A 21,796-nucleotide genomic window follows, 5' to 3' on the forward strand; every position below is an offset into this window, starting at 1 on the left:
ACTCTGCGTCGGCGATCTGGGCGGCGGTCTTCACCGAAAGTCCGCCTACCCGAACAACTCTGGCAGCACCCGCTCGGAGGTGGTACGCAGTTCCTCGAGCGACACCGCGAACAGACCCCGCACCTCCACCGCAGCGCTGTGCCGATCCACGACGCCGATGCGGGTGGCCGGCAGGCAGTGCGCCTGGCACAGCGCCTGCACCTGGTCCACCTGTGTCTGCGGGACCGCGACCAGCACACGGCCGGCCGATTCGGAGAACAGCGCGACGAAGGGATCGGCCTCATCGGAAAGCTCTATGCGGCAACCGATTTCACCGCCCAGCGCCGACTCGACCACCGCCTGGATCAGCCCACCTTCGGACAGGTCGTGCGCCGCGGACACCAGCCCGTCGCGCGAGGCGGCGGACAGCACGTCGGCCAGCGCGCGCTCACGCTGCAGGTCGACGACGGGCGGCCGCCCGCCCAGATGGTCGGCCGTCACTTGGGCCCACACTGATCCGTCGAACTCGTCGCGGGTCTCGCCGAGCAGGAACAGAATCTCATCGGCTCGGGTGCCGAAAGCGGTAGGAATGCGCCGTGATACGTCGTCGAGCACGCCGAGCACACCGACCACTGGAGTCGGAAGGATCGGGGTGGCGCCGGTCTGGTTGTAGAAGCTCACGTTGCCGCCGGTCACCGGGATGCCCAGCTCGGCACAGCCGTCGGCCAGGCCGCGAACCGCCTGCGCGAACTGCCACATCACACCGGGGTCTTCGGGGGAGCCGAAATTCAGACAGTTGGTGACGGCCACCGGGGTGGCCCCCGTGACGGCGACGTTGCGGTAAGCCTCCGCGAGTGCGAGTTGGGCGCCGGCGTACGGGTCGAGTTGGGTGTAGCGGCCATTGGCATCGGTGGACACCGCGATGCCGCGGCCGGTCCGTTCGTCGATGCGCAGCACACCGGCGTCGGCACGCACCGCCAGCACGGTGTTGCCGCGCACGTAGCGGTCGTACTGTTCGGTGATGAACGCGCGGCTGCACAAATGCGGACTGCCAAGCAGTGCGAGCAAAGTCGCGCGCAGTTCCTCGGCTGTCGCTGGCCGCGGCAGCCGGGCCGACGTGTCGGCGTTCAGCGCGTCCTGGCTGTCGGGCCGCGCGACGGGACGCTGATACACCGGACCTTCGTGAGCGACCGTGCGGGGCGGAACGTCGACCACGGTCTCGCCGTGCCAGGTGATGTGCAGCCGGTCGCCGTCGGTGACTTCGCCGATCACCGTGGCGGGCACCTCCCACTTGCGGCACACCGCCAGAAATGCGTCGACGTTGTCCGGCTTGACCACCGCACACATCCGCTCCTGCGATTCGCTGGCCAGCACCTCGGCGGGTGTCATGTTCGCGGTCCGCAGAGGCACCTTGTCCAGCTCGATCGCCATGCCTTGTCCGCCGGCAGACGCCAATTCCGATGTGGCGCAGGATAATCCGGCGCCCCCGAGGTCTTGGATGCCCACCACCAAATCGGCGGCGTACAGCTCCAGGCAGCACTCGATGAGCACCTTCTCCATGAACGGGTCGCCCACCTGCACGCTGGGCAGCTTCTTGCGGCCCGACCCGCTCTCGTCACCGGAGAACGTGTCGGACGCCAGCACGCTCACCCCGCCGATGCCGTCCAGTCCCGTGCGGGCGCCGAACAGGATGATCTTGTTGCCAGTGCCGGACGCGAACGCCAGGTGCAGGTCCTCTTTGCGCAGGGCGCCCACGCACAACGCGTTCACCAGAGGGTTGCCGGCATACGACGCGTCGAACACCGTCTCGCCGCCGATGTTCGGCAGGCCCAGCGAATTTCCGTAGCCGCCGATGCCGCGGACCACCCCGTCGACCACGCGGCGGGTGTCCGGCGCGTCGGCGGCGCCGAAGCGCAGCTGGTCCATCACCGCCACCGGCCGCGCGCCCATCGCCATGATGTCGCGCACGATGCCGCCCACGCCGGTCGCCGCGCCCTGGTACGGCTCCACGTAGCTCGGGTGGTTGTGCGACTCGACCTTGAATGTCACCGCCCAACCGTCACCGATGTCGACCACGCCGGCGTTCTCGCCGATGCCCGCCAGCATCGCCTTGCGCATCTCGTCGGTGGTGGTCTCGCCGAAGTAGCGCAGGTGGACCTTCGACGACTTGTAGGAGCAGTGCTCGCTCCACATCACCGAGTACATTGCCAGCTCGGCGTCGGTGGGCCGGCGGCCGAGGATGTCGCGGATGCGGGCGTACTCGTCGTCCTTGAGGCCCAGCTCACGGTACGGCTGGGGCAGGTCCGGCGTGGCCGCCGCGTGCTTCACAGTGTCCAGCGTGGCCGTCGTCTGCGATGACCCGCTTGCGCGAAGAGCATGTCCAGCCGTCACCCCGACAGCTTAAGTTCTCGGGCCGACGGGGACCTGCCGGCCACGCGCCGGGCGCCGGGCTAGCTGCTGCCGGCCACGCAGAAAGCGTTGCCCTCCGGGTCCGCCAGCACCACCCAGCGGAAGTTGTCCCCGATGGAGTGCCGCCCCGTCTCGGAGGCACCCGCCGCTGTGAGGCGTTGCACTTCGGCGTCGACGTCGGCGGCGGAAAAGTCCAGGTGCACGCGGTTCTTTCCGGGAGTGGGGTCGGGGACCTTCTGGAAGCCGAGCCGTGGGCCTTCCGAGCGGATGACGACGGTGAACTCGCCGGGAATCAGCTCTTGGGTCTTGCCGTCGAACTGCTCGGCCCACCACGCCGCGAGCGTCGCAGGATCGGTGCAGTCGAAGGTGACCATCTCGACGTTGAGTGCCATCCCCTCAATTTATCGACTCATTGAGGTGACAGAAAGGCCTGCAGGGCGGCCGAATACGCCGCCACGTCGTCGGCACCCATCAGCTCCCGGGCGGAGTGCATGGCCAGCTGCGGGGCGCCGACGTCGACGGTCGGGATCCCGGTGCGCGCCGAGGTCATCGGACCGATCGTGGACCCGCAAGGCAGATCGGCGCGGTGCTCGTAGCGCTGCAACGGCACCCCCGCCTGCTCGCAGGCCAACGCGAACACCGATGCCGATCGTCCGTCGGTGGCATAGCGCAGATTGGGTTGCACCTTGAGCACCGGGCCCGCGTTCACCTCGATCAGGTGCGCGGGCTCGTGGCGGTCGGGATAGTTCGGGTGCGTGGCGTGGGCCATGTCCCCCGAGGCCACCACCGAACCCCGCAGGCGCCGCAGGTAGTCTTCGCGAGTCCCGCCCTGCGCCAACACGATTCGCTCAAGAACGGTGGTCAGCAGGTTGGACTGGGCGCCGTGGTCGGAGGTCGAGCCCACCTCCTCGTGGTCGAACAGCGCCAGCACCGGCAGGTACCCGTCGGGCTCGGCCGCCACAAACGCCTCCACGCCCGCGTAGCAGGTGGCCTGGTTGTCCAGCCGCGGCGCGCTGACCAGATCGCGTTCGGCCCCGATCAATTGCGACGGCTGCACGTCGTGGGTCATCAGGTCGGCGCCGAGCACGTCGTCAACGTCCACGCCGGCCCGCTCGGCCACATACGCCAGAAAAGAGCGGCCGCCACTGCCCACACCCCACACCGCGTTCACGTGCCGCTGCGGGTCCAGCTTCACGCCGTTGCGGTCCTCTGCGAGGTGGATCGCCAACTGCGGCACCCGAAGTAGCGGCTCGTCGACGCACACCAGCAGCTCGCGCACCGAACCGCCGTCGCGCACCACCAACCGGCCGCTGATCCCCAGGTCCCGGTCCAGCCACGAGTTCAGCCACGCACCCCCGTACGGTTGCAGCGCGACCACCTGCCAGCCGCTGACGAACCGGTCGGGGTGTTGCTTCACCCGCAGGTTGGGGCTGTCGGTGTGGCCGCCGAGGATCCGGAACCCAAGTCCCGCACCGTCGGCCGCATTCCAAGCGACCAACGAGCCGGCGCGCACCGTGAAGTAGCGTCCGTCGCCGGGCCACCGATCGGTCTCCGCGAGTTCGGTGTAGCCGACGGCGCTCAACCGCTCAGCGACGGTGGCGCAGACGTGGTACGGCGACGGCGACGCGTCGATGAACTCGCACAGTCCGATCGCACTGGCTCGCGACATGTTGTCCATCTTCGCTGCCGTCGTGCGCGGGGATCGGACTAGGGTCGTTTCGTGCCCCCGGCTCTGCCGCAACCCGTCCTGGCGCCGCTGACCCCGTCGGCGATCTTTCTGGTCGCAACCGTCAACGAAGGCGGCGAGGCCACCGTGCACGACGCGCTGCCAGAGATTTCCGGACTGGTACGCGCGGTGGGTTTCCGCGACCCCACCAAGAACCTGTCGGTGGTGGCGTCGATCGGATCGGACGCGTGGGACCGGTTGTTCTCTGGTCCGCGTCCGGCGGAGCTGCATCCGTTCGCCGAACTGCGCGGGCCACGCCACGTCGCCCCGGCGACGCCTGGGGACCTGCTGTTCCACATTCGCGCGGAGAGCATGGATTTCTGCTTCGAACTGGCCGCCAAGATCGTCGACGCGATGGGTGAGGCGATCACCGTCGTCGACGAGGTGCACGGTTTCCGCTTCTTCGACAACCGTGATCTGCTCGGCTTCGTCGACGGCACCGAGAACCCCGACGGCCCGCTGGCCGAGGCCGCGGTGTTCGTCGGCGACGAGGACCCCGAGTTCGCCGGCGGCAGCTACGTGATCGTGCAGCGCTACCTGCACGACATGGCGGCGTGGAACGCCCTGACCGTCGACGAGCAAGAGCGCGTGATCGGTCGGACCAAGCTCGACGACATCGAGCTCGACGACGACGAGAAGCCCGCCGACTCGCACGTCGCACTGAACGTGATCACCGACGACGACGGTCGCGAGCGTAAGATCGTCCGGCACAACATGCCGTTCGGGGAAATCGGAAAGCCGGAATTCGGAACGTATTTCATCGGCTATGCAGCCACACCGGATGTCACCGAGCAGATGCTGCGCAACATGTTCTTCGGCGATCCGCCCGGCAACACCGACCGGATCCTCGACTTCTCCACCGCAGTCACCGGCGGCCTGTTCTTCAGCCCGGTACTCGACTTCCTCAACAACCCGCCGCCGCTGCCCGCAGCCACCGCCTCCAGCTGTGACGGGTCACTGGTAATCGGCAGCCTGAAAGGAATCAGCGGATGAACAACCTGTATCGGGAACTGGCTCCGATCACCGGACTCGCTTGGGCGCAAATCGAATTGGAGGCCAGCAGGACGTTCAAGCGGCACATCGCCGGCCGGCGCGTGATCGACGTCAGCGAGCCGGGCGGGCCGGTGCGGGCGGCCATCAGCACCGGCCATCTGCTCGACGTCGCGCCGCCCAGCGAAGGCGTGGTGGCACATCTGCGGGAGAGCAAACCCCTTGTGCGCCTGCGGGTTCCATTCACGCTGCGCCGCTCCGACATCGACGACGTGGAGCGCGGCTCCCAAGACTCGGACTGGGATCCGGTCAAAGACGCCGCGAAGAAGCTGGCGTTCGTCGAGGACCGGGCGATCTTCGAGGGTTATCAGGCCGCCGGCATCGCCGGGATCCGCCAGACGACGTCCAACCAGGTGCTGACGCTGCCTGAGGACGCCCGCCAGATTCCCGACGTGATCAGCCAAGCGCTGTCGGAATTGCGGCTCGCCGGCGTCGACGGCCCGTACGCGCTGCTGTTGTCGGCCGACACCTACACCGCGGTCAGCGAGACCACCGAGCACGGTTATCCGATCCTCGAGCACCTCAACAGAATCGTGCGCGGCGACATCATCTGGGCGCCGGCCATCGACGGTGCGTTCGTGCTGACCACCCGCGGCGGCGATTTCGACCTGCAGCTGGGCACCGACGTGTCGATCGGTTACACCAGCCACGACGCCGACACCGTGCAGTTGTACCTCGAGGAGACGTTGACGTTCTTGGTCTACACCGCCGAGGCGTCGGTCGCGCTGACACCCCAGTAGCCCCCGTGCTCCTCCTGCCCCGCGAGCGGGCGTGTCTGCACGCCGACACGCCGGTGCTAGCCGTGCACCAGCGCACGCTCACGCCCGGGAGCTAAGCCGCCAGAACCGCGTCCAGCGCCGAGTGGAACAGCCCCAGACCGTGATCGGACGGGCCGGTGAGCGGCTCGGTGGCGTGCTCGGGATGCGGCATGAGCCCGACGACGCGGCGGTTGGCCGAGCAGATGCCGGCGATGTCACGCAGCGAACCGTTTGGATTGTCGCGGTAGCGGAACACCACCCGGTCCTCGGCCTCGAGCTTGTCGAGCACCGCCTCGCTGGCCACGTAGCGGCCCTCGCCGGACTTCAGCGGCACCAGCAGTTCCGCACCCGGCTCGTAGCGCGACGTCCACGTCGTCGCCGTCGACACCACCTCGAGCCGCAGATCGCGGCAGACGAAATGCAGTCCGGCGTTGCGGGTCAGCGCCCCCGGCAGCAGACCGGCTTCGCACAGCACCTGAAAACCGTTGCAAATACCCAACACTGGCATGCCGCGGCCGGCGGCTTCGATCACCGCCCCCATCACCGGCGCGAACCGCGCGATCGCGCCGGCGCGTAGATAGTCGCCGTAGGAGAAGCCGCCCGGCACCACGACAGCGTCGACGCCCTTGAGGTCGGCGTCGGCATGCCACAGGCTGACGGCCTGCGCCCCGGCGAGCCGGGCCGCGCGGGCGGCGTCGACGTCGTCGAGAGTGCCGGGGAACGTAATGATCCCCACGCGTGCGGTCATGACGGCTCCCTGGTGACGGTCCAGTCCTCGATCACGGTGTTCGCCAGCAGGGACTCGGCGATCTCGGCGACCGTGGAATCGTCGACGGTGTCGTCGACCTCCAATTCAAACCGCTTGCCTTGCCGCACATCTGAGATGCCTGCATGACCCAGCCGGTTCAACGCGCCGACGATCGCCTGCCCTTGCGGGTCGAGGATCTCGGCTTTGGGCATGACGTTGACCACCACCCGCGCCACGCGCTGCTCCTCGCTTGTCGTTTCGACCTTCGGCGACAACTCTACCGACGAGCGCGCCAGGTCACCGGCATGAGGCGATGTACGCGCCGCAGAGCGGGGCCACCAGCGCGTCCAGTACCTGCTGGTCAGGGACCATCGGCCAGCTGACCGCCGGTGGTGACGACGCCCACATCGCCAACTCGACCACCGAACTGCTCTGCGGGTGCGACACCAGATACTGGTGCAGCACCATCGGTGCGGTGCCCGCGACGCTGAACACCGCGGCCAGCTTGCCCGGCTCCTCGAGCGTGATCGACGGCGACGCATATGGCGCAGTGACCTGGCACGCATGCAGCGACGCGGTGGCGGCGCGCACCACGTCGTCGGCAAGCTGGCCGCCGTACCAAGACTCGCCGCGCCAGTGCAGCACCTGCACCTGAAGTTGCCACTGCCCAGGCGGATTCGCGACGGTCGCCTTGGCCGCGACCGCGAAACCCCTGGGGTCGTTGAACACCGGCGGGCTGGCGCACACCTCCTCGAAGTAGAACCGCGGACGCTGTTGCGGCACCGCAATACCCGCCGGATGGGGCCAGGAGTAACGGTTGAACAGCGGAATCGCGGCCGGGTCCACCCAGGCCGTCGCCGGAATGCGGTCGCAGTTCGGTGGGCAGGTGGTGGGTTCGGCGCGAGCGAACGGCTGGCCGAACAAGCTGAAAGCTGCCGTCATCGCGGCCACGCTCACGGCTGCCAGCACCCGGGTCACCGACCACCCCCTAACCGGCCAGGATACCCAGCGGGCGGCGCGACGGCGCACAATCGGGAACATGCAACTGACGCATTTCGGTCACTCCTGCCTGCTTGCCACGTTTCCCGGCGACGGCGCCGACACGACACTGCTGTTCGACCCCGGTGTGTTCTCGCACGGGTTCGAGGGCATCACCGGCCTGTCGGCGATCCTCATCACGCACCAGCATCCGGATCATGTCGACACGTCTCGGCTTCCCGCGCTGATCGACGCCAACCCCGACGCGGCGCTGTACGCCGATCCGCAAACCGCCGCACAGCTCGGCGAACCCTGGCAGCCGGTGCACGCTGGCGACGAGCTGACCGTGCGCGGCTTGCGGGTGCGCGGCGTCGGCGGAGTGCACGCGGTCATCCACCCGGAAATCCCACTGGTGGACAACATTTCGTTTCTCGTCGGCGATGCCGACCATCCGGCGCGGCTCATGCATCCGGGTGACGCGCTCTACATCCCGCGTGAGCCGGTCGACGTGCTCGCGCTGCCCGCCGCCGCTCCGTGGATGAAGATTTCCGAAGCTGTGGAGTACTTGCGTGCCGTAAATCCCAACAGCGCCATACCAATTCACCAGGGCATCGTCAACCCTGCGGCCTACGGCATCTACTACCAACGCTTCGCGGAGATGGGCAGCGCAGATTTCCGGGTGCTGGAGCCGGAAAACGCAACTGAATTCTAGGTGACGCGCTAGGCGGCGTCGACGAGCGAGGGCCGGTCCGGACGGTTCGGCCGCCAGTGGTAGACGCCTGGCGTGGCGCCGTGCATCAACGCCAGGTCGACCGCGTCGATCATGGCTTGCCGTGGTCCCGGACGACGCAATTGCTTCGCCGACACCGTAATCCGGACGATACCGCCACGCCGCGCCGTCCGCTCGGCCGCGGTCACGACCGTACGGCACCACCACGGCTCGGTGAGGAAGCCGGCTCCGATCCCGACGACGCGTGCGCGTTCGGTCGTGTGCCGCACCAGGTCGCTGACACCACTCATGCTGGCTAGGACGCGAAAGCCGTTGCGCGGCAGCACTTGTTCGGTGCCCTTCGATGCAAACCAGCCGGGCGGGGCGAATAACCTTGTGCGCAGGCCTATTTGCTCCATGACCCGAACGGCGGCAATCAGCCGCAGATTCGCTTCATGTGCCGCCAATGCCGCGAACTCCGGCAGCCGCCGCTTGGTTGCGGTGGCGTCATAGCCGTGCAGCACCACTGCGTCGCCCAGGCCGCGACGCGACCTCAGCCACTCGACGGTCGCGCCGTCGTCGCAGAGCCGGTAGCCGGCCAGCCGCGGCGCGACCAGGAACGACACCGGCACCTTGCGTACGTCCAGCAGGTCGCAGAATTTCCCGACGTCCTCGACGTTGCGGTCGCGGACACCGGAGATCGACACGATGAGCTCTCCAGGCACGCCGTGAGCGTGGCGTCTCGAGGTGTCCGCACGGTGTCGTACACGCCGATCACAAGTGGCTAACCCGCGAACAGGATTCGCGCGATCCGCTCCGCGGTGGTCAGCGGATCGGTCGCAGCGACCTCGTCGGGCACCGCGCGGTTGAGCCACAGCATCGCGAACCCGTGCACCAGCGACCACGCGGCGAGCTCGGCGCCGGTGGGGTCTGCCTTGGCGTGGGCGTCGACCAGGGTCGCCACCCCACGCGAGAGCTCCGCTCCGGCTGCCGCCTGGGCCGCTGACAGCTCCGCGTCGGCGGGGTTCACCAGTGAGCGGTCGAACATCACGGCGTAGTGCCCTGGATGGTCTATCGCGAAGCGCACATAGGCCAGCGCCGCGTTGACGAACTCGCCGCGGGCCGCCTTCAGCGCCTCGCACAACAGCCAAAAGCCTTCCGCCGCAAGCGCTGTGAACAGACCGCGACGATCCGCGAAGTGGTGGGCCGGCGCGGCGTGCGAAACGCCCGCCTTGCGTGCCAGCTGCCGTAGCGAGACACCGTCGGCACCCTGCTGGGCCACCAGGCGGGCGGCCTCGGCCAGGATCACTGCCCGCAGATCGCCGTGGTGGTACTGCGGGCGGGTAGCGGCGCTCATCAGTGCATCGTAGCCGGCCAACTTGACACTGGCTAGATAAAGCGCTTACGGTCGGAGGTGCATCTTGTCACTGTCTAGATCGGAGGCCGCTCGATGGCTCCCCTGCTGACGCTTCTCGTCGTCACGCTGACTGCCCGCTGCGCAGGCTGGCTCGGATGGGGCTACGCGGACGGCTGGCCGGCCGCCACGGCCGTCGGCCTGGCGGCGATGTTCGCCGTGACCGGGGTCGCGCACTTCGTCAACCCACTGCGTTACGGGCTGATCGCGATCGTGCCGCCGCGGCTTCCGGCGCCAAGCCTGCTCGTCACGGTCACCGGTGTTCTGGAGCTGCTCGGCGCGGTGGGGCTGCTCATTCCACAGACCCGGGTCGCGGCCGCCGTCTGCCTCGCGGTGCTGCTGGTGGCAATGTTCCCGGCCAACGTGTACGCCGCCGGGGCCAAGCGGTCAGAGCACGCTCCCAACACCCCGCTGGTTCCGCGCACGCTGATGCAGGGGCTATTCCTTGCCGGCGCGGTGCTGGTCGCGGTCGGGTGACCAGGCTCCTGCCGTGGCCAACACCCACGCGTACTGGAATGCGACTTCTTTCCACCGCTCATAGCGCCCGCTGATACCGCCGTGCCCGGCGCTCATCTCGGTCTTCAGCAGCACCGGCCGGTCGTCGGTCTTGGTATACCGCAGGGCCGCAACCCATTTCGCAGGCTCGACGTAATACACCCGCGTGTCGTGCAGCGACGTCATCGCGAGGATGTGCGGGTAGTCCACGGGCGCCACGTTCTCGTACGGCGAATACGACTTCATGTAGAAGTAGACGTCCTTGTCCCGCAACGGGTTTCCCCATTCGTCCCATTCCGTCACGGTCAGCGGCAGCAACGGGTTCAAGATCGTGGTGAGCGGGTCGACGAACGGCACCTGCGCGAGGATTCCCGCGAACAGCCCGGGGGCCATGTTCGCCACCGCGCCCATCAAGAGTCCTCCGGCGCTGCCGCCCATCGCCACCAGGTTCCGCGCCTCGGTCACTCCGGTGTCGGCGAGGTGCGTTGCGGAGCTGACGAAGTCGGTGAATGTGTTCTTCTTCTTGAGCAGCTTTCCGTTTTCGTACCACAGCCGGCCCATCTCACCGCCCCCGCGCACGTGGGCGACGACGAACACCATGCCGCGGTCCAGCAGTGACAGCCGGGCGATCGAGAACCTGGGGTCCTCACACAACTCGTAGGCGCCGTAACCGTAGATCAGTGCAGCCGCCGGCAACGTCACGTCACGACGGTGGATGATCGACAGGGGCACCCGCGCGCCGTCGGAGGCCACGGCCCAGTCGCGGCGTTCGACGTAGTCGTCACGACGGTAGTCGCCCAGCACCGGCTGTTCGCGCAGGAGTGTCAATTCACCAGTGGCCAACTCGAGGTCGTACACCCGCACCGGGGTGATGAACGACGTCGCGCCGATGCGCATCATCGGCGAATCCCAGGTGGGGTTCGCGCCCAGGCCGGCCGACGTCAACGCGGAATCGAACGAAATCTCCTCCGGTTCGCCGTAATTGCCGTCCTCGCTCACCGGCCATACTTGGATGCGGGGCAGCGCCTCACGCCGGTAGCTGACCACGAAGTGCCGGGCGAAGGCGTCGACGCCGTCGATCCGTACGTCGTCTCGGTGAGCGATCAACGTGCGCTGCGCCGACGGGTCGGACACCGGCGCCTCCACCAACGTGAAGTTCACCGCGCCGTCGTTGTGCACGATCAGAAACTTGTCCTGGCCGCCGATGACGGCATGGTCCAACGAGTACTCCACCCCTTCCCGACGCGGCAGCACGACGGTGAACGCAGCCTGCGGATCCGTCGCATCGGCGTAGCGGATTTCCGACGTGATGGCAGATCCAGCGGCGATCAAGATGTAGGCGTCGCTGCGGGTGCGTCCGACCGCCAGCCAGAACCGCTCGTCGGGCTCGTGGTACACCTGCTCGGCGGGCTGTCCCGAGCCCAGCCCGTAGCGCCACACGGTGTCGGGGCGCCACGCCTCGTCGACGGTGACGTAGTACACGGTGCGGCTGTCAGCGGCCCAGGTGACCCCCGCGCCTATCCCGGCGATCTCGTCCGGGTAGCGCTGCGTGGTACGTAAATCCTTGAACCGCAGGGTGTATCGCTCGTCACCGACCACGTCAACGGAGTAAGCGAGGATGTGTCCGTCTTTGCTGACGCTGCACGCACCGAGCGCAAAGAACGTGTGTCCCTCGGCTTCCTCGTTCTCGTCGAGCAGCACCTGCTCGCCGGGGACCTCGGTGTGCTCGTCGAATTTCGGCGGTGACCAGTCTGCGGAATCGGCGACGGGACAGCGGCATTGCACCGCGTACTGCTTTCCTTCGAAGCTGCGGCCGTAGTACCACCACGCCCCGCGCCGCGTCGGTACCGACAGATCCGTCTCCTTGGTGCGCGACTTGATCTCGTCGAAAATGTGCTGTCGCAGCGGCGCAAGGTGCTCGGTCAGCTTCTCCGTGTAGTCGTTCTCGGCGGTCAGATGATCGATGACCTCAGGGCTGGACTTGTCGCGCAGCCACTCGTACGGGTCGACGAACACATCGCCGTGGTGCTCGCGTACATGGTCGACGCGCTTGGCCTGCGGGGGCACCGGATGCGTCATGCCGGGCCGATCCAGTCGTCGAACCGCAGACCCGAAATGCGTTCGTAGGCTTCGATGTAACGGTCTCGGGTGGCGTCGACGATCTCAGGGGGCAAAGGCGGAGGTGGCTCGCCGCTGTCACGGTCCCAGCCGGACTCTGGACCCGTCAGCCAGTTGCGGACGAACTGCTTGTCGAAGCTGTGCTGCCGTACGCCGGGCCGGTACTCGTCGGCCGGCCAGTACCGCGACGAGTCGGGCGTGAACACCTCGTCGGCGAGCACCAGCGCGTCGTGCTCGTCGACGCCGAATTCGAATTTGGTGTCCGCGATGATGATTCCCCGCTGCAGCGCATGCTCGGCGGCTTGCCGGTAGATCCGTAACGTCAGGTCGCGAAGCGCAGCCGCGCGGTCGGCGCCCACCAGCGTGACGACGTCGTCGTACGTGATGTTCTCGTCGTGCAGCCCCAGTTCAGCTTTCGTCGCCGGTGTGAACAGCGGCTCGTCGAAGCGGCTGGCTTCCACCAGACCTGCCGGAAGCTCGATGCCGCACAAGGCGCCGGTGTTCTGGTAGTCCAGCAGTCCCGATCCGGTCAGGTAACCGCGCGCCACGCATTCGACCGGCAGCATGGTCAAGCGGCGCACCACCAGCGCGCGGCCGAGCACGTCGCCCGGGATGCGGGGATCATCGGGCGGCCCGGCGAGGTGGTTGGGCGCGTCGACCAAGCTGAAGAAGAACACGCTCATCGCAGTGAGGATGCGGCCTTTGTCCGGGATCGCCGACTGCAGCACATAGTCGAAGGCGGAGATCCGGTCGGTGGCGACGAACAGCAGGTGCTGGTCGTCGACCTCGTACAGCTCGCGTACCTTGCCGCTGGCCAGATGACGGTAGTCGCTCAGTTCGGGACGCACCACCGCGTCAGCCTAGACGCCGACGCGCTGTGTTGGGATCGTGGCCATGAGTAGCCGTCATCTGCCTTACGCCAGCAGACCCGCTCGCACGGCCGGTCAAATCGTCAGCGACATCGTCGCGGTGGGATGGACGGCGCTGTGGGTGTGGATCGCGATGGCCGTGCACGCCGCGATATCGACGATCGCCGAGGCCGGCCAGCGCGTGGAAACCGGCGCCACCGGAGTGGCCAGCAATCTGGAGTCCGCTGGCCACAGTGCAGGCAGGGTGCCGTGGATCGGCCAAGCGCTCAGCAAGCCGCTCAGCGCCGCGGGTGATGCGGCCCATGACATCGCCGGCGCGGGCCACAGTTTGGACACCACGGCCAGCTGGCTGGCGGTGCTGCTGGCCGTGGCGGTGGCTGCACCGCCATTCCTGGCGGTCGTGACGCCCTGGCTGCTGCTGCGTCTGCGGTTCTTCCTTCGCAAGCGCCGGCTGATCGAGCTTGCCGCCACCCCCGCCGGCGAGCAGCTGCTCGCGTTGCGCGCGCTGGCCAATCGGCCGCTGCGACGGTTGGCTGCGGTCAGCGCGGACCCGGTAGGCGCGTGGCGCCGCGAAGACCCACGGGCAATCCGCGGCCTGGCTGCGCTGGAGCTACGAGCGGCCGGCGTCGGCACCATCCGGAGCGACGTGTGGCAGACGAAGTTCGAGTAGACACCCGCACAACGTCGCTTTCGGCAAGGTCAAGCGGTCAGTACGACACCGCGAGCACGACGACGTCGACCGCGAGCAGTACCAACGCCAACACCGGCACCACGACGCCCCAAGCGCGCTTGGCCGTGAAGAACGACGCAATGATCGTCGCCGCCGCGACCACGGGCGCGCCGTAGAACAGCACGCCGAATACCGCAGAACCGGGGCCCTCGCAGGTCTGCGCCGTGCAACCAGCCGTGCTGATCACTCCGGCGATGCCGACGATCACCGCGACGATCGCCACCGGCACGGTCGCCAGCGCGAGCACCCAGTTGACCAGTACTTTCGCCCGGCCGCTGCGGTGCTCGCGGGCGGTCACAGGGTCGGCAGTTGCGACGTTCGATTGCACCTCTTGGTCAGCCATAGGCGTCGGGTACCCGCGACGAAGGGTCACTGACACCCCATCCGATGATCAGTGCCGCCAAGCACGCGCCGCAGCCGCTGCCACTGCGCACGTCACCAGCGTCCAGGCAGCCAACGCCATCCAGAAGACGACCCACGAGATCATGAGGAACGGCCGCCAGCCGGTTTCGACGCACATCGCGAATGTGGCACCCGAGTACATCCCCAGCGGGAACACCGTGGCCCACCACGCACCGGTGACTGGGAAGCGAAAATGGCGGACGGTCAGGTAAACCAGCGGCGCCAGCCAGAGCGAGGCCAGAACCCACGTCACGACGGTCACCGAACGGATCGTGCCGAGCAACGCGTCGCCGGTGCCGATCACCAGCGCCGCCCGGTTCAATCGATCGCCGGCAAGCGTCACGATCGCCAAACCGCCCATCAGAATCCAGCTGTCCGGCCGCCAGATGTCGTCAGTGGGTGCCGTTGCGGCGCGCCACAGAATCAGCCAAGTCATCAGCCCGTAGATGGCGATGGCCAACACCCATGCCGCCAACGCGACTTCGAACGCCATGCGTGAGCGGGTCAGTACCGCGATGTGTGCAGTCACGATGGAGAGCCCCGCGGTCGCAACGCTGGACAACTCCCATGCGCCGCGGGCGCGGTCGCGCAGGCCCCTCCATCGGTACGGCCACATGGAGCGAACCAGCAACGGCGCCAGCACAATCCATGCCACCCACGCGAGCACACCCAATGTCCAGATCACCGCGCGACGATCCTCGAACCGGGCGCCCACCACCGCGCACGCCGCGACGAACGTGAACAGCCGGACCGTCACGTCAGGATCGGACAGCATGAACGGAAAGCGCTGGGCGGCAACGTCTTTAGCGGCTATCAGCAACACCATGATCACCAGCGCGAGCACGGCGACACCGGCCAGGACGTCGCTGATCACCTCGTAACGGTGGTCGTGGGCCGAAACCGACACGATGCCGGTGGCCATCACGGCGGCGAAGACGTCAGGCGACAATCCGACGTCGGCGACGCGAAAGCCCATGAGGCGCTACAGGATTGCGCCGGGACTGTATTTCGCCGCTTCCGGGTAGTGACTCACCAGGTCGTCGACGGCGGCCACCACGGCGTCGACCTGGTCTGCGGCGGAACCCACGAACGCGGTCCGGTCGGCCAGCGCGGCGTCGAGCGCCGCACGATCCAGTGGCAGCCTCGGATCGGCCGCCAACCGGTCCAGCAGATCCGGCTCGGCGCCGCGCTCGCGCATCGCCAGCGCGACCGCGACCGCGTGCTCCTTGATCACCTCGTGTGCGGCTTCCCTGCCCATCCCGGCACGCACAGCCGCCATCAATATCCGGGTGGTCGCCAGGAACGGCAGATAACGGTTGAGCTCGCGTTCGACCACCGCGGGGTAGGCGCCGAACTCCTCGAGCACCGTCAGGAACGTCTCGATCTGCCCGTCGATCGCGAAAAACGCATCCGGCAATGCGACTCGGCGGACCACCGAACAGAACACGTCGCCCTCGTTCCACTGCGCGCCGGCCAGTTCAGCGGCCATCGACGCATACCCCCGCAGCACCACCTGAAGCCCGTTGACGCGTTCGCAGCTGCGGGTGTTCATCTTGTGCGGCATCGCCGAGGAGCCCACCTGGCCGGGCGCAAATCCCTCCGTGACAAGTTCATGGCCGGCCATCAGCCGGATGGTGTGCGCCAGCGACGACGGTCCGGCGCCGAGCTGGACGAGCGCCGAGACGGCGTCGTGGTCCAACGAGCGCGGATACACCTGGCCGACACTGCTGAAAACCTTTGTGAATCCTAGGAAACGGGCCACCCGGTGCTCCAGCTCGGCAACCTTGCCGCCGTCGCCGCCGAACAAGTCGAGCATGTCCTGGCCGGTTCCCATCGGGCCTTTGATGCCTCGCAGCGGGTAACGGTCGATCAACTCCCGCACCCGGCTCAGCGCGATCAGCGTTTCTTCGGCAGCCGACGCGAAACGCTTGCCCAGCGTGGTCGCCTGCGCCGCGACGTTGTGGCTGCGGCCTGCCATCACCAGGTCGCGGTACTGGACGGCGCGCTCGGCCAGGCGGGCGGCCACCGCGACGCCGTGGGCGTGGACGAGTTCGAGGGACCGCCGTACCTGGAGTTGTTCGACGTTCTCGGTGAGGTCGCGGCTCGTCATCCCCTTGTGGACGTGCTCGTGGCCGGCCAGCGCATTGAACTCCTCGATGCGGGCCTTGACGTCGTGGCGCAGCACCCGCTCCCGCTCGCGTATCGACGCCAAATCCACGGCATCGACCACGTCTTCGTAGTCCGACAAGCACGACGGCGCAACGTCGCCGATCTGAGCGCCCAATTCGATCTGGGCGCTCAGCACCGCGAGCCACAGCCGCCGCTCGGCGACGATCTTGGCCTCTGGCGACCAGATGGCCACCATCTCGTCGCTGGCGTAGCGTGCGGCCAGCACGTTCGGAATCGTCACAACGACACAGCTTACGGTCGTGCGGCAGGGTGATGGCATGTACTTCGTCGGCCTCGACCTCGCGTGGTCGGCAGCCAACCGATCCGGCATCGCGGTTCTCGACGTGAACGGCCGACTCAGACACCTCGACACAAAGGTCCATGACGCTGAGATCCTCAGTGCCATTGACCCGTTCGCTCGCGGTGACTGCGTGCTCGGCATCGACGCACCGCTGGTCGTGGCCAACTCCGCCGGGCAGCGGCCGGCGGAGCGCGCGCTGAACGCCGACTTCCGGCGGTTCGAGGCGGGCGCGCATCCGGCGAACACCACATTGCCGGTGTTCGCTGCAGGTATCCGCGGCGGCCGCCTCGCCGGGGCCCTCGACCTGGACATCGACCCGCACTCGAGCGCACCGCGGCGCGCGCTCGAGGTCTATCCGCACCCGGCGACGATCGTGCTGTTCGGGCTGGCCAAAACGCTCAAGTACAAGCGGCGCCGCGGCCGAACAGTGGCCGACCGCAGAACAGCGCTGTTGCGTCTGATGGCGCTCACCGAAGGACTCCTCGGCGCCACACCCACACTGCATGTCGCCGACGAGCCGGCCTGGCAGGCGCTGCGCGACGCGGTCACCGCGGCCACCAGGCCGTCACAGCTGGACAAGGCGGAGCACCCCGTCGACGCGGTGCTGTGCGCCTACGTCGCCCGATATGCGCACCACCGACCCGACGACGTCACCGTGTACGGCGACGTCCACACCGGCTACATCGTCACGCCCGCGCTGCGGGCCGGTGAATTCGCAAGGGACGCAAGCACTTAAGCCAGCGGAGCAAGCACGTCGATCACGTCGACCAGGGCGGCCTTGGCGGTGGTGCGCAGATTGCCGCCGTCGTCCACCAGCGCCGCCACCACGGCCCCGTCGACGGCGTACATCAGCGCGTTCACCCGGTCCCCGCGCACCGTACGTCCGCAGCGTTCCAAGGCTTCGACGACGCCGGTGGTGCGCTGCTCGCGGATCCGGCGCTGGACGTCACGCAGCCACGGATGCCGTGCACAGGCGACGTACCGCTCGTAGCGCGAAATCAGCTCTTCGCTCATGTGGGCAGGCGCGTTGTCGTCGAGAAGCAGGTCGACGAGCACGTCAGCGGTGGCTTCCACACCGCGCCGGCGCCGCGGCAGGTCGGTGACCCGGGCACGTAGTTTGGCGATCTCCTGGGCACCGACGTACTCGACGGCCTGAGTCAGCAGATCGTCGAGAGACGAGAAATAGTAGGTCGTCGACGCCAGCGGCAGGCCAGCCCGGCGGGCCACTGCGCGATGACGGACTGCGTCGAAGCCGCCCTCGCACAGCAACTCGGCGGCTGCGCTCACCAACGCGTGCCGCCGGCGCTCGCCCTTGGGGGTGACCGCAGCTGTCACGCCCCTGATGCTGCCAGCCGCATAGCCGCTTATCTGTGGTTTCGGAAATACGTAATGGGGGCAGCAAAACCCGCGAACTCGCGATGGCAAGATGTGCGCCATGCCTAGCCTGAGTCGCCGCGCGGTTCTGCGACTCAGCGCCAGCGCCGCGGTGGGCGCGGCGGGTGCCGTCGCGTTCGGCACCGCGCTCGAGTCCAGACCGTCGACGGCCGTGCCGGACGTGGCCATGACCGGCGTCGGCGCGCCGCTTGCCCCGCCGCCGTCGGAGCCGCAGCCGACAGCCGCGCCCACGATGGTCACCGGGTCGTTCGTCTCTTCGGCCCGCGGCGGCGTCTCGACCAATTGGGCGATAGCCCGCCCGCCCGGGCAAACCGCAGCGCTGCGGCCCGTGGTCGCGTTGCACGGCAAAGGCGGTGACGCGGCCAGCGTGATGGCAGGCGGCGTCGAGCAGGGGCTGGCACAGGCGGTCGCTTCTGGTCTGCCGCCGTTCGCGGTGGTCAGTGTCGACGGCGGCGGCAGCTACTGGCACAAGCGGGTTTCAGGTGAGGACTCCGGCGCGATGGTGCTCACCGAGCTGCTGCCATTGCTACAGACGCAGGGACTGGACACTTCGCGGGTCGGTTTTCTGGGCTGGTCGATGGGCGGTTACGGCGCATTGCTGCTGGGAGCGCGGCTCGGCGCGGCCCGCACCGCCGCGATCTGCGCGGTCAGCCCGGCGCTATGGACGACGCCTGGTGCCGCGGCACCAGGTGCGTTCGACAGCGCCGAGGACTGGTCGGCGAACACGGTGTTCGGCCTGCCCGCGCTCGCGTCGATTCCCATTCGCGTGGACTGCGGCACCAGCGATCCGTTCTATTCGGCCACCAAGCAGTTCGTCGCCCAGCTGCCCAATCCGCCGGCGGGTGGCTTCTCGCCCGGCGGGCACGACGCGGGCTTTTGGAGTCAGCAGCTTCCTGGCGAACTGCAGTGGATGGCTCCCCTGCTCACCGCTTGAGCGCAGGCCTAGAGCTTGATCCGGCCCTCAGCGGCCGCCAATGCGATATCACTCCGAAAATGCCCGCCAGGCAAGCGAATTGACGCGATCTTTCGGTAGGCCGCTTCCCGGGCGGCGGCCAAGTCCGGGCCGGTGCCGACCACCGACAACACCCGCCCGCCGGTGGAGATCAACGCGCCGTCGTCGCGACGGCCGGTCCCGGCGTGCAGCACGCCGTCCTGCTCGGCGCCGACGATCACGTCACCCAGCCGCGGCCGGCCGGGATAGTTCTCCGCGGCCAGTACCACCGTCACCGCGGCGCCGGGACGCCACTGCGGGGCGGGCTGCTCGGCCAGCCGGCCGGTTGCGGCCCCATGCAACAGCTGACCCAGCGGGCTCTCGAGCAGGGCCAGCACCGCCTGCGTCTCCGGATCCCCGAAGCGGCAATTGAATTCGACCACTGCGGGGCCGGCGGAGGTGATCGCCAGCCCGGCATAAAGCACTCCGCTGAACGGGCAGCCGCGTCGTACCAGCTCGGCGGCCACCGGCGTGACGATCTCGGAGACGATCTGCCGCGTCAGGTCGTCGGGCAGCCACGGCAGCGGCGAGTAGGCGCCCATGCCGCCGGTGTTCGGCCCAATATCGTTGTCGCCCACCCGTTTGAAGTCCTGCGCGGGCAACAAAGGCACGACGGTCTCGCCGTCGACGACGCACAGCATCGACACCTCGGGCCCGTCGAGGAAGGATTCCAGCAGCACCGGATGGCCGTCGTCGAGCAACCCCGCGGCATGCGCGCGAGCGGCAGCGCGGTCGGCGGTCACCACCACGCCTTTACCCGCCGCTAGACCGTCGTCCTTGACCACCCAGGCTTTGTCTTTTGTGTGCTCGGGGCCGAACCGGTCCAGCGCGGCGTCTAGATGCGCGGGGTTGTCGACGATTTCGCTGCGCGCAGTGCGCACACCGGCTGCGGCCATCACGTCTTTGGCGAAGGCCTTGGACCCTTCGATCTGAGCGGCGGCGGCGCTCGGGCCGAAGCACGCAATGCCGGCGGCTCGCACGGCATCGGCGACGCCGAGCACCAGCGGCACCTCGGGGCCGATCACCACCAGGTCGGCGTTCGTCGCGTCGGCAAGCTTGGCGACGGCCTCGCCGGAGCTGACGTCGACGGCGTGTTGCTCGGCGACCGCGGCAATACCCGCGTTGCCAGGGGCAGCGATCAGCGCGTCGACGCCGGGATCGCGGCGCAGCGCCATGACGAGTGCATGTTCGCGGGCACCGGAGCCGATCACAAGAACGCGCACAGCAGCCCACCCTAATCGCTCTCCCCTTGCGCGCGGACCATACACCTAGCGGCATGGTGTATGGTCGTCGTGACGCCGCTTACAAGGAGGTCTGCGATGAGCCGCTGTCCGTTCGGCCCCGGTTTCGACTTCACCGACCCGGATGTGCTCCTGCAGGGCATGCCCGTCGCGCAGTTCGCCGAGCTGCGCAAGACCGCCCCGGTCTGGTGGAACGAGCAGCCGCCCGGCTCCACTGTCTTCGACGACGGCGGATACTGGGTGATCAGCCGTCATGACGACATCAAGGCGATCAGCAGGAACAACGACGCATGGTCGACGCATGCCAAAGGCGCGGTGATGCGCTTCCCCGAAGGCATGACGCCCGAACAGCTCGAGCTCACCAAGGCGCTGCTGATCAACCACGACGCGCCGGCGCACACGCGGCTGCGCAAGCTGGTCTCGCGGCTCTTCACGCCCAGAGCAGTCGCGACGCTCGAGGACAAGCTCGCGAAGGCGGCTCACGAGATCGTCCGGTCCGCCGCAGAGAAAGAGACCGGCAACTTCGTCGACGACATCGCGATGAAACTTCCGCTGCAGGCGATCGCGGACCTCATCGGCGTGCCGGAGACCGACCGCGAGCGGTTGTTCGAATGGACCAACTCGATCATGAACACCGACGACCCGGATTTCGACGACGACCCGACGGCAGCCAACGCGGAGCTGATGGCCTACGCCTACACGATGGCTGAGGAGCGGCGGCGCTGCCCTGCCGACGACATCGTCACCCGGCTGATCCAGGCCGACATCGACGGCGACGTGCTCGACGACACCGAATTCGCCTTCTTCGTGATCCTGCTCGCGGTCGCCGGCAACGAGACCACGCGCAACGCGATGACGCACGGCATGAACGCGTTCTTCGACAACCCCGACCAGTGGGAACTGTTCAAGCGGGAGCGGCCCGACACAGCCGTCGACGAGATCATCCGCTGGGCCACCCCGGTGCACTGCTTCCAGCGAACCGCCCTGGTAGACACCGAAGTCGGCGGCGTCACGATTCGCAAGGGCCAGCGCGCCGGGCTGTTCTACAGCTCGGCCAACTTCGACGAGTCGGTGTTCGAGTCGCCGTTCCGGTTCGACATTATGCGAAATCCCAACCCGCACTTGTCGTTTGGCGGCAACGGCGCCCACTATTGCATCGGCGCGAACCTTGCCCGCATGGAGATCAAGCTGATCTTCAACGAGATCGCCGATATCATGCCCGACATTGCGAAAATCGGCGAACCTCAGCGGCTGCGGTCCGGGTGGATCAACGGCGTCAAGGAATTGGCGGTCGCCTACCGGCCGTGACGAACC

General features: G+C 67.9%; 23 protein-coding genes. 8 read left to right on the top strand and 15 right to left on the bottom strand.

From position 1 onward, the window contains the following. Positions 1-45: 45 nt before the first annotated feature. The 3 genes from purL to AC5Y4N_RS02830 form a co-directional block, all read right to left on the bottom strand. Positions 46-2,316, bottom strand: a complete 2,271-nt coding sequence (purL, locus tag AC5Y4N_RS02820; protein WP_499907466.1) for a phosphoribosylformylglycinamidine synthase subunit PurL — start codon at positions 2,314-2,316, stop codon at positions 46-48. Between the two features lie 113 nt (positions 2,317-2,429). Next, positions 2,430-2,780 (bottom strand): VOC family protein, encoded by a 351-nt coding sequence (locus AC5Y4N_RS02825; RefSeq protein ID WP_499906891.1) that lies wholly within the window; start codon positions 2,778-2,780, stop codon positions 2,430-2,432. Between the two features lie 17 nt (positions 2,781-2,797). Continuing rightward, positions 2,798-4,057 carry a M18 family aminopeptidase gene (locus tag AC5Y4N_RS02830; protein ID WP_499906893.1) on the bottom strand — a complete coding sequence of 420 codons (1,260 nt, stop codon included), beginning with the start codon at positions 4,055-4,057 and terminating at the stop codon, positions 2,798-2,800. A gap of 51 nt (positions 4,058-4,108) precedes the next feature. On the opposite strand from AC5Y4N_RS02830, the gene AC5Y4N_RS02835 reads away from it, so the two are divergent. Next, the gene (locus AC5Y4N_RS02835; RefSeq protein ID WP_499906895.1) at positions 4,109-5,107 is read left to right on the top strand and encodes a Dyp-type peroxidase; all 999 of its coding nucleotides are present in this window, start codon (positions 4,109-4,111) and stop codon (positions 5,105-5,107) included. Further along, positions 5,104-5,904 carry a family 1 encapsulin nanocompartment shell protein gene (locus tag AC5Y4N_RS02840; protein WP_499906897.1) on the top strand — a complete coding sequence of 267 codons (801 nt, stop codon included), beginning with the start codon at positions 5,104-5,106 and terminating at the stop codon, positions 5,902-5,904. The genes AC5Y4N_RS02835 and AC5Y4N_RS02840 overlap by 4 nt, the downstream gene beginning before the upstream one ends. A 91-nt stretch (positions 5,905-5,995) precedes the next feature. Here AC5Y4N_RS02840 and purQ read toward each other — a convergent pair whose 3' ends face one another. From purQ to AC5Y4N_RS02855, 3 genes are all read right to left on the bottom strand, one after another. After that, a complete protein-coding gene (purQ, locus tag AC5Y4N_RS02845) occupies positions 5,996-6,670 on the bottom strand; it encodes a phosphoribosylformylglycinamidine synthase subunit PurQ (RefSeq protein ID WP_499906899.1) in 675 nt (224 codons plus the stop codon). Then, on the bottom strand, positions 6,667-6,906 hold the full coding sequence (gene purS / locus AC5Y4N_RS02850; protein ID WP_499906901.1) for a phosphoribosylformylglycinamidine synthase subunit PurS: 240 nt from the start codon (positions 6,904-6,906) through the stop codon (positions 6,667-6,669). The genes purQ and purS overlap by 4 nt, the downstream gene beginning before the upstream one ends. A gap of 61 nt (positions 6,907-6,967) precedes the next feature. Then, positions 6,968-7,648: an ATPase gene (locus AC5Y4N_RS02855; protein WP_499906902.1), complete on the bottom strand. Its 681-nt coding sequence runs from the start codon at positions 7,646-7,648 to the stop codon at positions 6,968-6,970. A gap of 61 nt (positions 7,649-7,709) precedes the next feature. Between AC5Y4N_RS02855 and AC5Y4N_RS02860 the strand changes: the two genes are divergently transcribed. After that, positions 7,710-8,360: an MBL fold metallo-hydrolase gene (locus AC5Y4N_RS02860; protein WP_499906903.1), complete on the top strand. Its 651-nt coding sequence runs from the start codon at positions 7,710-7,712 to the stop codon at positions 8,358-8,360. Positions 8,361-8,368: 8 nt separating this feature from the next. Here the strand turns inward: AC5Y4N_RS02860 and AC5Y4N_RS02865 are convergent, their stop codons facing one another. Together AC5Y4N_RS02865 and AC5Y4N_RS02870 are read right to left on the bottom strand one after the other, a co-directional pair. Beyond that, positions 8,369-9,082, bottom strand: a complete 714-nt coding sequence (locus AC5Y4N_RS02865) for a DUF2334 domain-containing protein (RefSeq protein ID WP_499906904.1) — start codon at positions 9,080-9,082, stop codon at positions 8,369-8,371. Positions 9,083-9,141: 59 nt separating this feature from the next. Next, positions 9,142-9,714: a TetR/AcrR family transcriptional regulator gene (locus tag AC5Y4N_RS02870; RefSeq protein WP_499906906.1), complete on the bottom strand. Its 573-nt coding sequence runs from the start codon at positions 9,712-9,714 to the stop codon at positions 9,142-9,144. 93 nt (positions 9,715-9,807) lie between these two features. Here AC5Y4N_RS02870 and AC5Y4N_RS02875 point away from each other — a divergent pair, with 93 nt between their 5' ends. Continuing rightward, positions 9,808-10,248 carry a DoxX family protein gene (locus tag AC5Y4N_RS02875; RefSeq protein WP_499906908.1) on the top strand — a complete coding sequence of 147 codons (441 nt, stop codon included), beginning with the start codon at positions 9,808-9,810 and terminating at the stop codon, positions 10,246-10,248. On the opposite strand, the gene AC5Y4N_RS02880 is transcribed toward AC5Y4N_RS02875, so the two are convergent. After that, positions 10,210-12,345 (bottom strand): S9 family peptidase, encoded by a 2,136-nt coding sequence (locus AC5Y4N_RS02880; protein ID WP_499906910.1) that lies wholly within the window; start codon positions 12,343-12,345, stop codon positions 10,210-10,212. The two genes, AC5Y4N_RS02875 and AC5Y4N_RS02880, sit on opposite strands and share 39 nt — an antisense overlap. Then, positions 12,342-13,232 carry a phosphoribosylaminoimidazolesuccinocarboxamide synthase gene (locus tag AC5Y4N_RS02885; RefSeq protein ID WP_499907468.1) on the bottom strand — a complete coding sequence of 297 codons (891 nt, stop codon included), beginning with the start codon at positions 13,230-13,232 and terminating at the stop codon, positions 12,342-12,344. The genes AC5Y4N_RS02880 and AC5Y4N_RS02885 overlap by 4 nt, the downstream gene beginning before the upstream one ends. Positions 13,233-13,278: 46 nt before the next feature. Here AC5Y4N_RS02885 and AC5Y4N_RS02890 point away from each other — a divergent pair, with 46 nt between their 5' ends. Beyond that, a complete protein-coding gene (locus AC5Y4N_RS02890) occupies positions 13,279-13,923 on the top strand; it encodes a hypothetical protein (RefSeq protein WP_499906912.1) in 645 nt (214 codons plus the stop codon). Between the two features lie 37 nt (positions 13,924-13,960). Here the strand turns inward: AC5Y4N_RS02890 and AC5Y4N_RS02895 are convergent, their stop codons facing one another. From AC5Y4N_RS02895 to purB, 3 genes are read right to left on the bottom strand one after another with little or no spacing between them, the layout of a single operon-like run. Beyond that, positions 13,961-14,326, bottom strand: coding sequence for a hypothetical protein (locus AC5Y4N_RS02895; protein ID WP_499906914.1), 366 nt, complete (start codon positions 14,324-14,326; stop codon positions 13,961-13,963). Between the two features lie 48 nt (positions 14,327-14,374). Continuing rightward, a complete protein-coding gene (locus tag AC5Y4N_RS02900; protein ID WP_499906916.1) occupies positions 14,375-15,361 on the bottom strand; it encodes a tellurite resistance/C4-dicarboxylate transporter family protein in 987 nt (328 codons plus the stop codon). 6 nt (positions 15,362-15,367) lie between these two features. Beyond that, on the bottom strand, positions 15,368-16,795 hold the full coding sequence (gene purB / locus AC5Y4N_RS02905; protein ID WP_499906918.1) for an adenylosuccinate lyase: 1,428 nt from the start codon (positions 16,793-16,795) through the stop codon (positions 15,368-15,370). 19 nt (positions 16,796-16,814) lie between these two features. On the opposite strand from purB, the gene AC5Y4N_RS02910 reads away from it, so the two are divergent. Then, positions 16,815-17,591 carry a DUF429 domain-containing protein gene (locus tag AC5Y4N_RS02910; protein ID WP_499906920.1) on the top strand — a complete coding sequence of 259 codons (777 nt, stop codon included), beginning with the start codon at positions 16,815-16,817 and terminating at the stop codon, positions 17,589-17,591. Here the strand turns inward: AC5Y4N_RS02910 and AC5Y4N_RS02915 are convergent. After that, entirely contained in the window at positions 17,588-18,190 is a 603-nt protein-coding gene (locus tag AC5Y4N_RS02915) for a TetR/AcrR family transcriptional regulator (protein WP_499906922.1), read from the bottom strand. The two genes, AC5Y4N_RS02910 and AC5Y4N_RS02915, sit on opposite strands and share 4 nt — an antisense overlap. A gap of 91 nt (positions 18,191-18,281) precedes the next feature. Between AC5Y4N_RS02915 and AC5Y4N_RS02920 the strand changes: the two genes are divergently transcribed. Next, complete coding sequence (locus AC5Y4N_RS02920; protein ID WP_499906924.1) at positions 18,282-19,184, top strand: alpha/beta hydrolase; 903 nt, start codon at positions 18,282-18,284, stop codon at positions 19,182-19,184. Positions 19,185-19,192: 8 nt separating this feature from the next. Here the strand turns inward: AC5Y4N_RS02920 and purD are convergent, their stop codons facing one another. Beyond that, positions 19,193-20,464, bottom strand: a complete 1,272-nt coding sequence (purD, locus tag AC5Y4N_RS02925) for a phosphoribosylamine--glycine ligase (RefSeq protein ID WP_499906927.1) — start codon at positions 20,462-20,464, stop codon at positions 19,193-19,195. A gap of 96 nt (positions 20,465-20,560) precedes the next feature. Here purD and AC5Y4N_RS02930 point away from each other — a divergent pair, with 96 nt between their 5' ends. Continuing rightward, positions 20,561-21,790 (top strand): cytochrome P450, encoded by a 1,230-nt coding sequence (locus AC5Y4N_RS02930; protein WP_499906929.1) that lies wholly within the window; start codon positions 20,561-20,563, stop codon positions 21,788-21,790. Positions 21,791-21,796: the final 6 nt, after the last annotated feature.

The organism is Mycobacterium sp. NGS19 (assembly GCF_059813155.1).

What these genes read in the sequence shown, in the direction of transcription:
- AC5Y4N_RS02825 (WP_499906891.1), bottom strand. Translation starts at nt 2,780, where the DNA reads ATGGCACTCAACGTCGAGATGGTCACCTTCGACTGCACCGATCCTGCG.
- AC5Y4N_RS02870 (WP_499906906.1), bottom strand. Translation starts at nt 9,714, where the DNA reads ATGAGCGCCGCTACCCGCCCGCAGTACCACCACGGCGATCTGCGGGCA.
- AC5Y4N_RS02895 (WP_499906914.1), bottom strand. Translation starts at nt 14,326, where the DNA reads ATGGCTGACCAAGAGGTGCAATCGAACGTCGCAACTGCCGACCCTGTG.
- AC5Y4N_RS02830 (WP_499906893.1), bottom strand. Translation starts at nt 4,057, where the DNA reads ATGTCGCGAGCCAGTGCGATCGGACTGTGCGAGTTCATCGACGCGTCG.
- AC5Y4N_RS02840 (WP_499906897.1), top strand. Translation starts at nt 5,104, where the DNA reads ATGAACAACCTGTATCGGGAACTGGCTCCGATCACCGGACTCGCTTGG.
- AC5Y4N_RS02900 (WP_499906916.1), bottom strand. Translation starts at nt 15,361, where the DNA reads ATGGGCTTTCGCGTCGCCGACGTCGGATTGTCGCCTGACGTCTTCGCC.
- AC5Y4N_RS02880 (WP_499906910.1), bottom strand. Translation starts at nt 12,345, where the DNA reads ATGACGCATCCGGTGCCCCCGCAGGCCAAGCGCGTCGACCATGTACGC.
- purQ (WP_499906899.1), bottom strand. Translation starts at nt 6,670, where the DNA reads ATGACCGCACGCGTGGGGATCATTACGTTCCCCGGCACTCTCGACGAC.
- AC5Y4N_RS02875 (WP_499906908.1), top strand. Translation starts at nt 9,808, where the DNA reads ATGGCTCCCCTGCTGACGCTTCTCGTCGTCACGCTGACTGCCCGCTGC.
- AC5Y4N_RS02920 (WP_499906924.1), top strand. Translation starts at nt 18,282, where the DNA reads ATGTGCGCCATGCCTAGCCTGAGTCGCCGCGCGGTTCTGCGACTCAGC.
- AC5Y4N_RS02860 (WP_499906903.1), top strand. Translation starts at nt 7,710, where the DNA reads ATGCAACTGACGCATTTCGGTCACTCCTGCCTGCTTGCCACGTTTCCC.
- AC5Y4N_RS02890 (WP_499906912.1), top strand. Translation starts at nt 13,279, where the DNA reads ATGAGTAGCCGTCATCTGCCTTACGCCAGCAGACCCGCTCGCACGGCC.
- AC5Y4N_RS02930 (WP_499906929.1), top strand. Translation starts at nt 20,561, where the DNA reads ATGAGCCGCTGTCCGTTCGGCCCCGGTTTCGACTTCACCGACCCGGAT.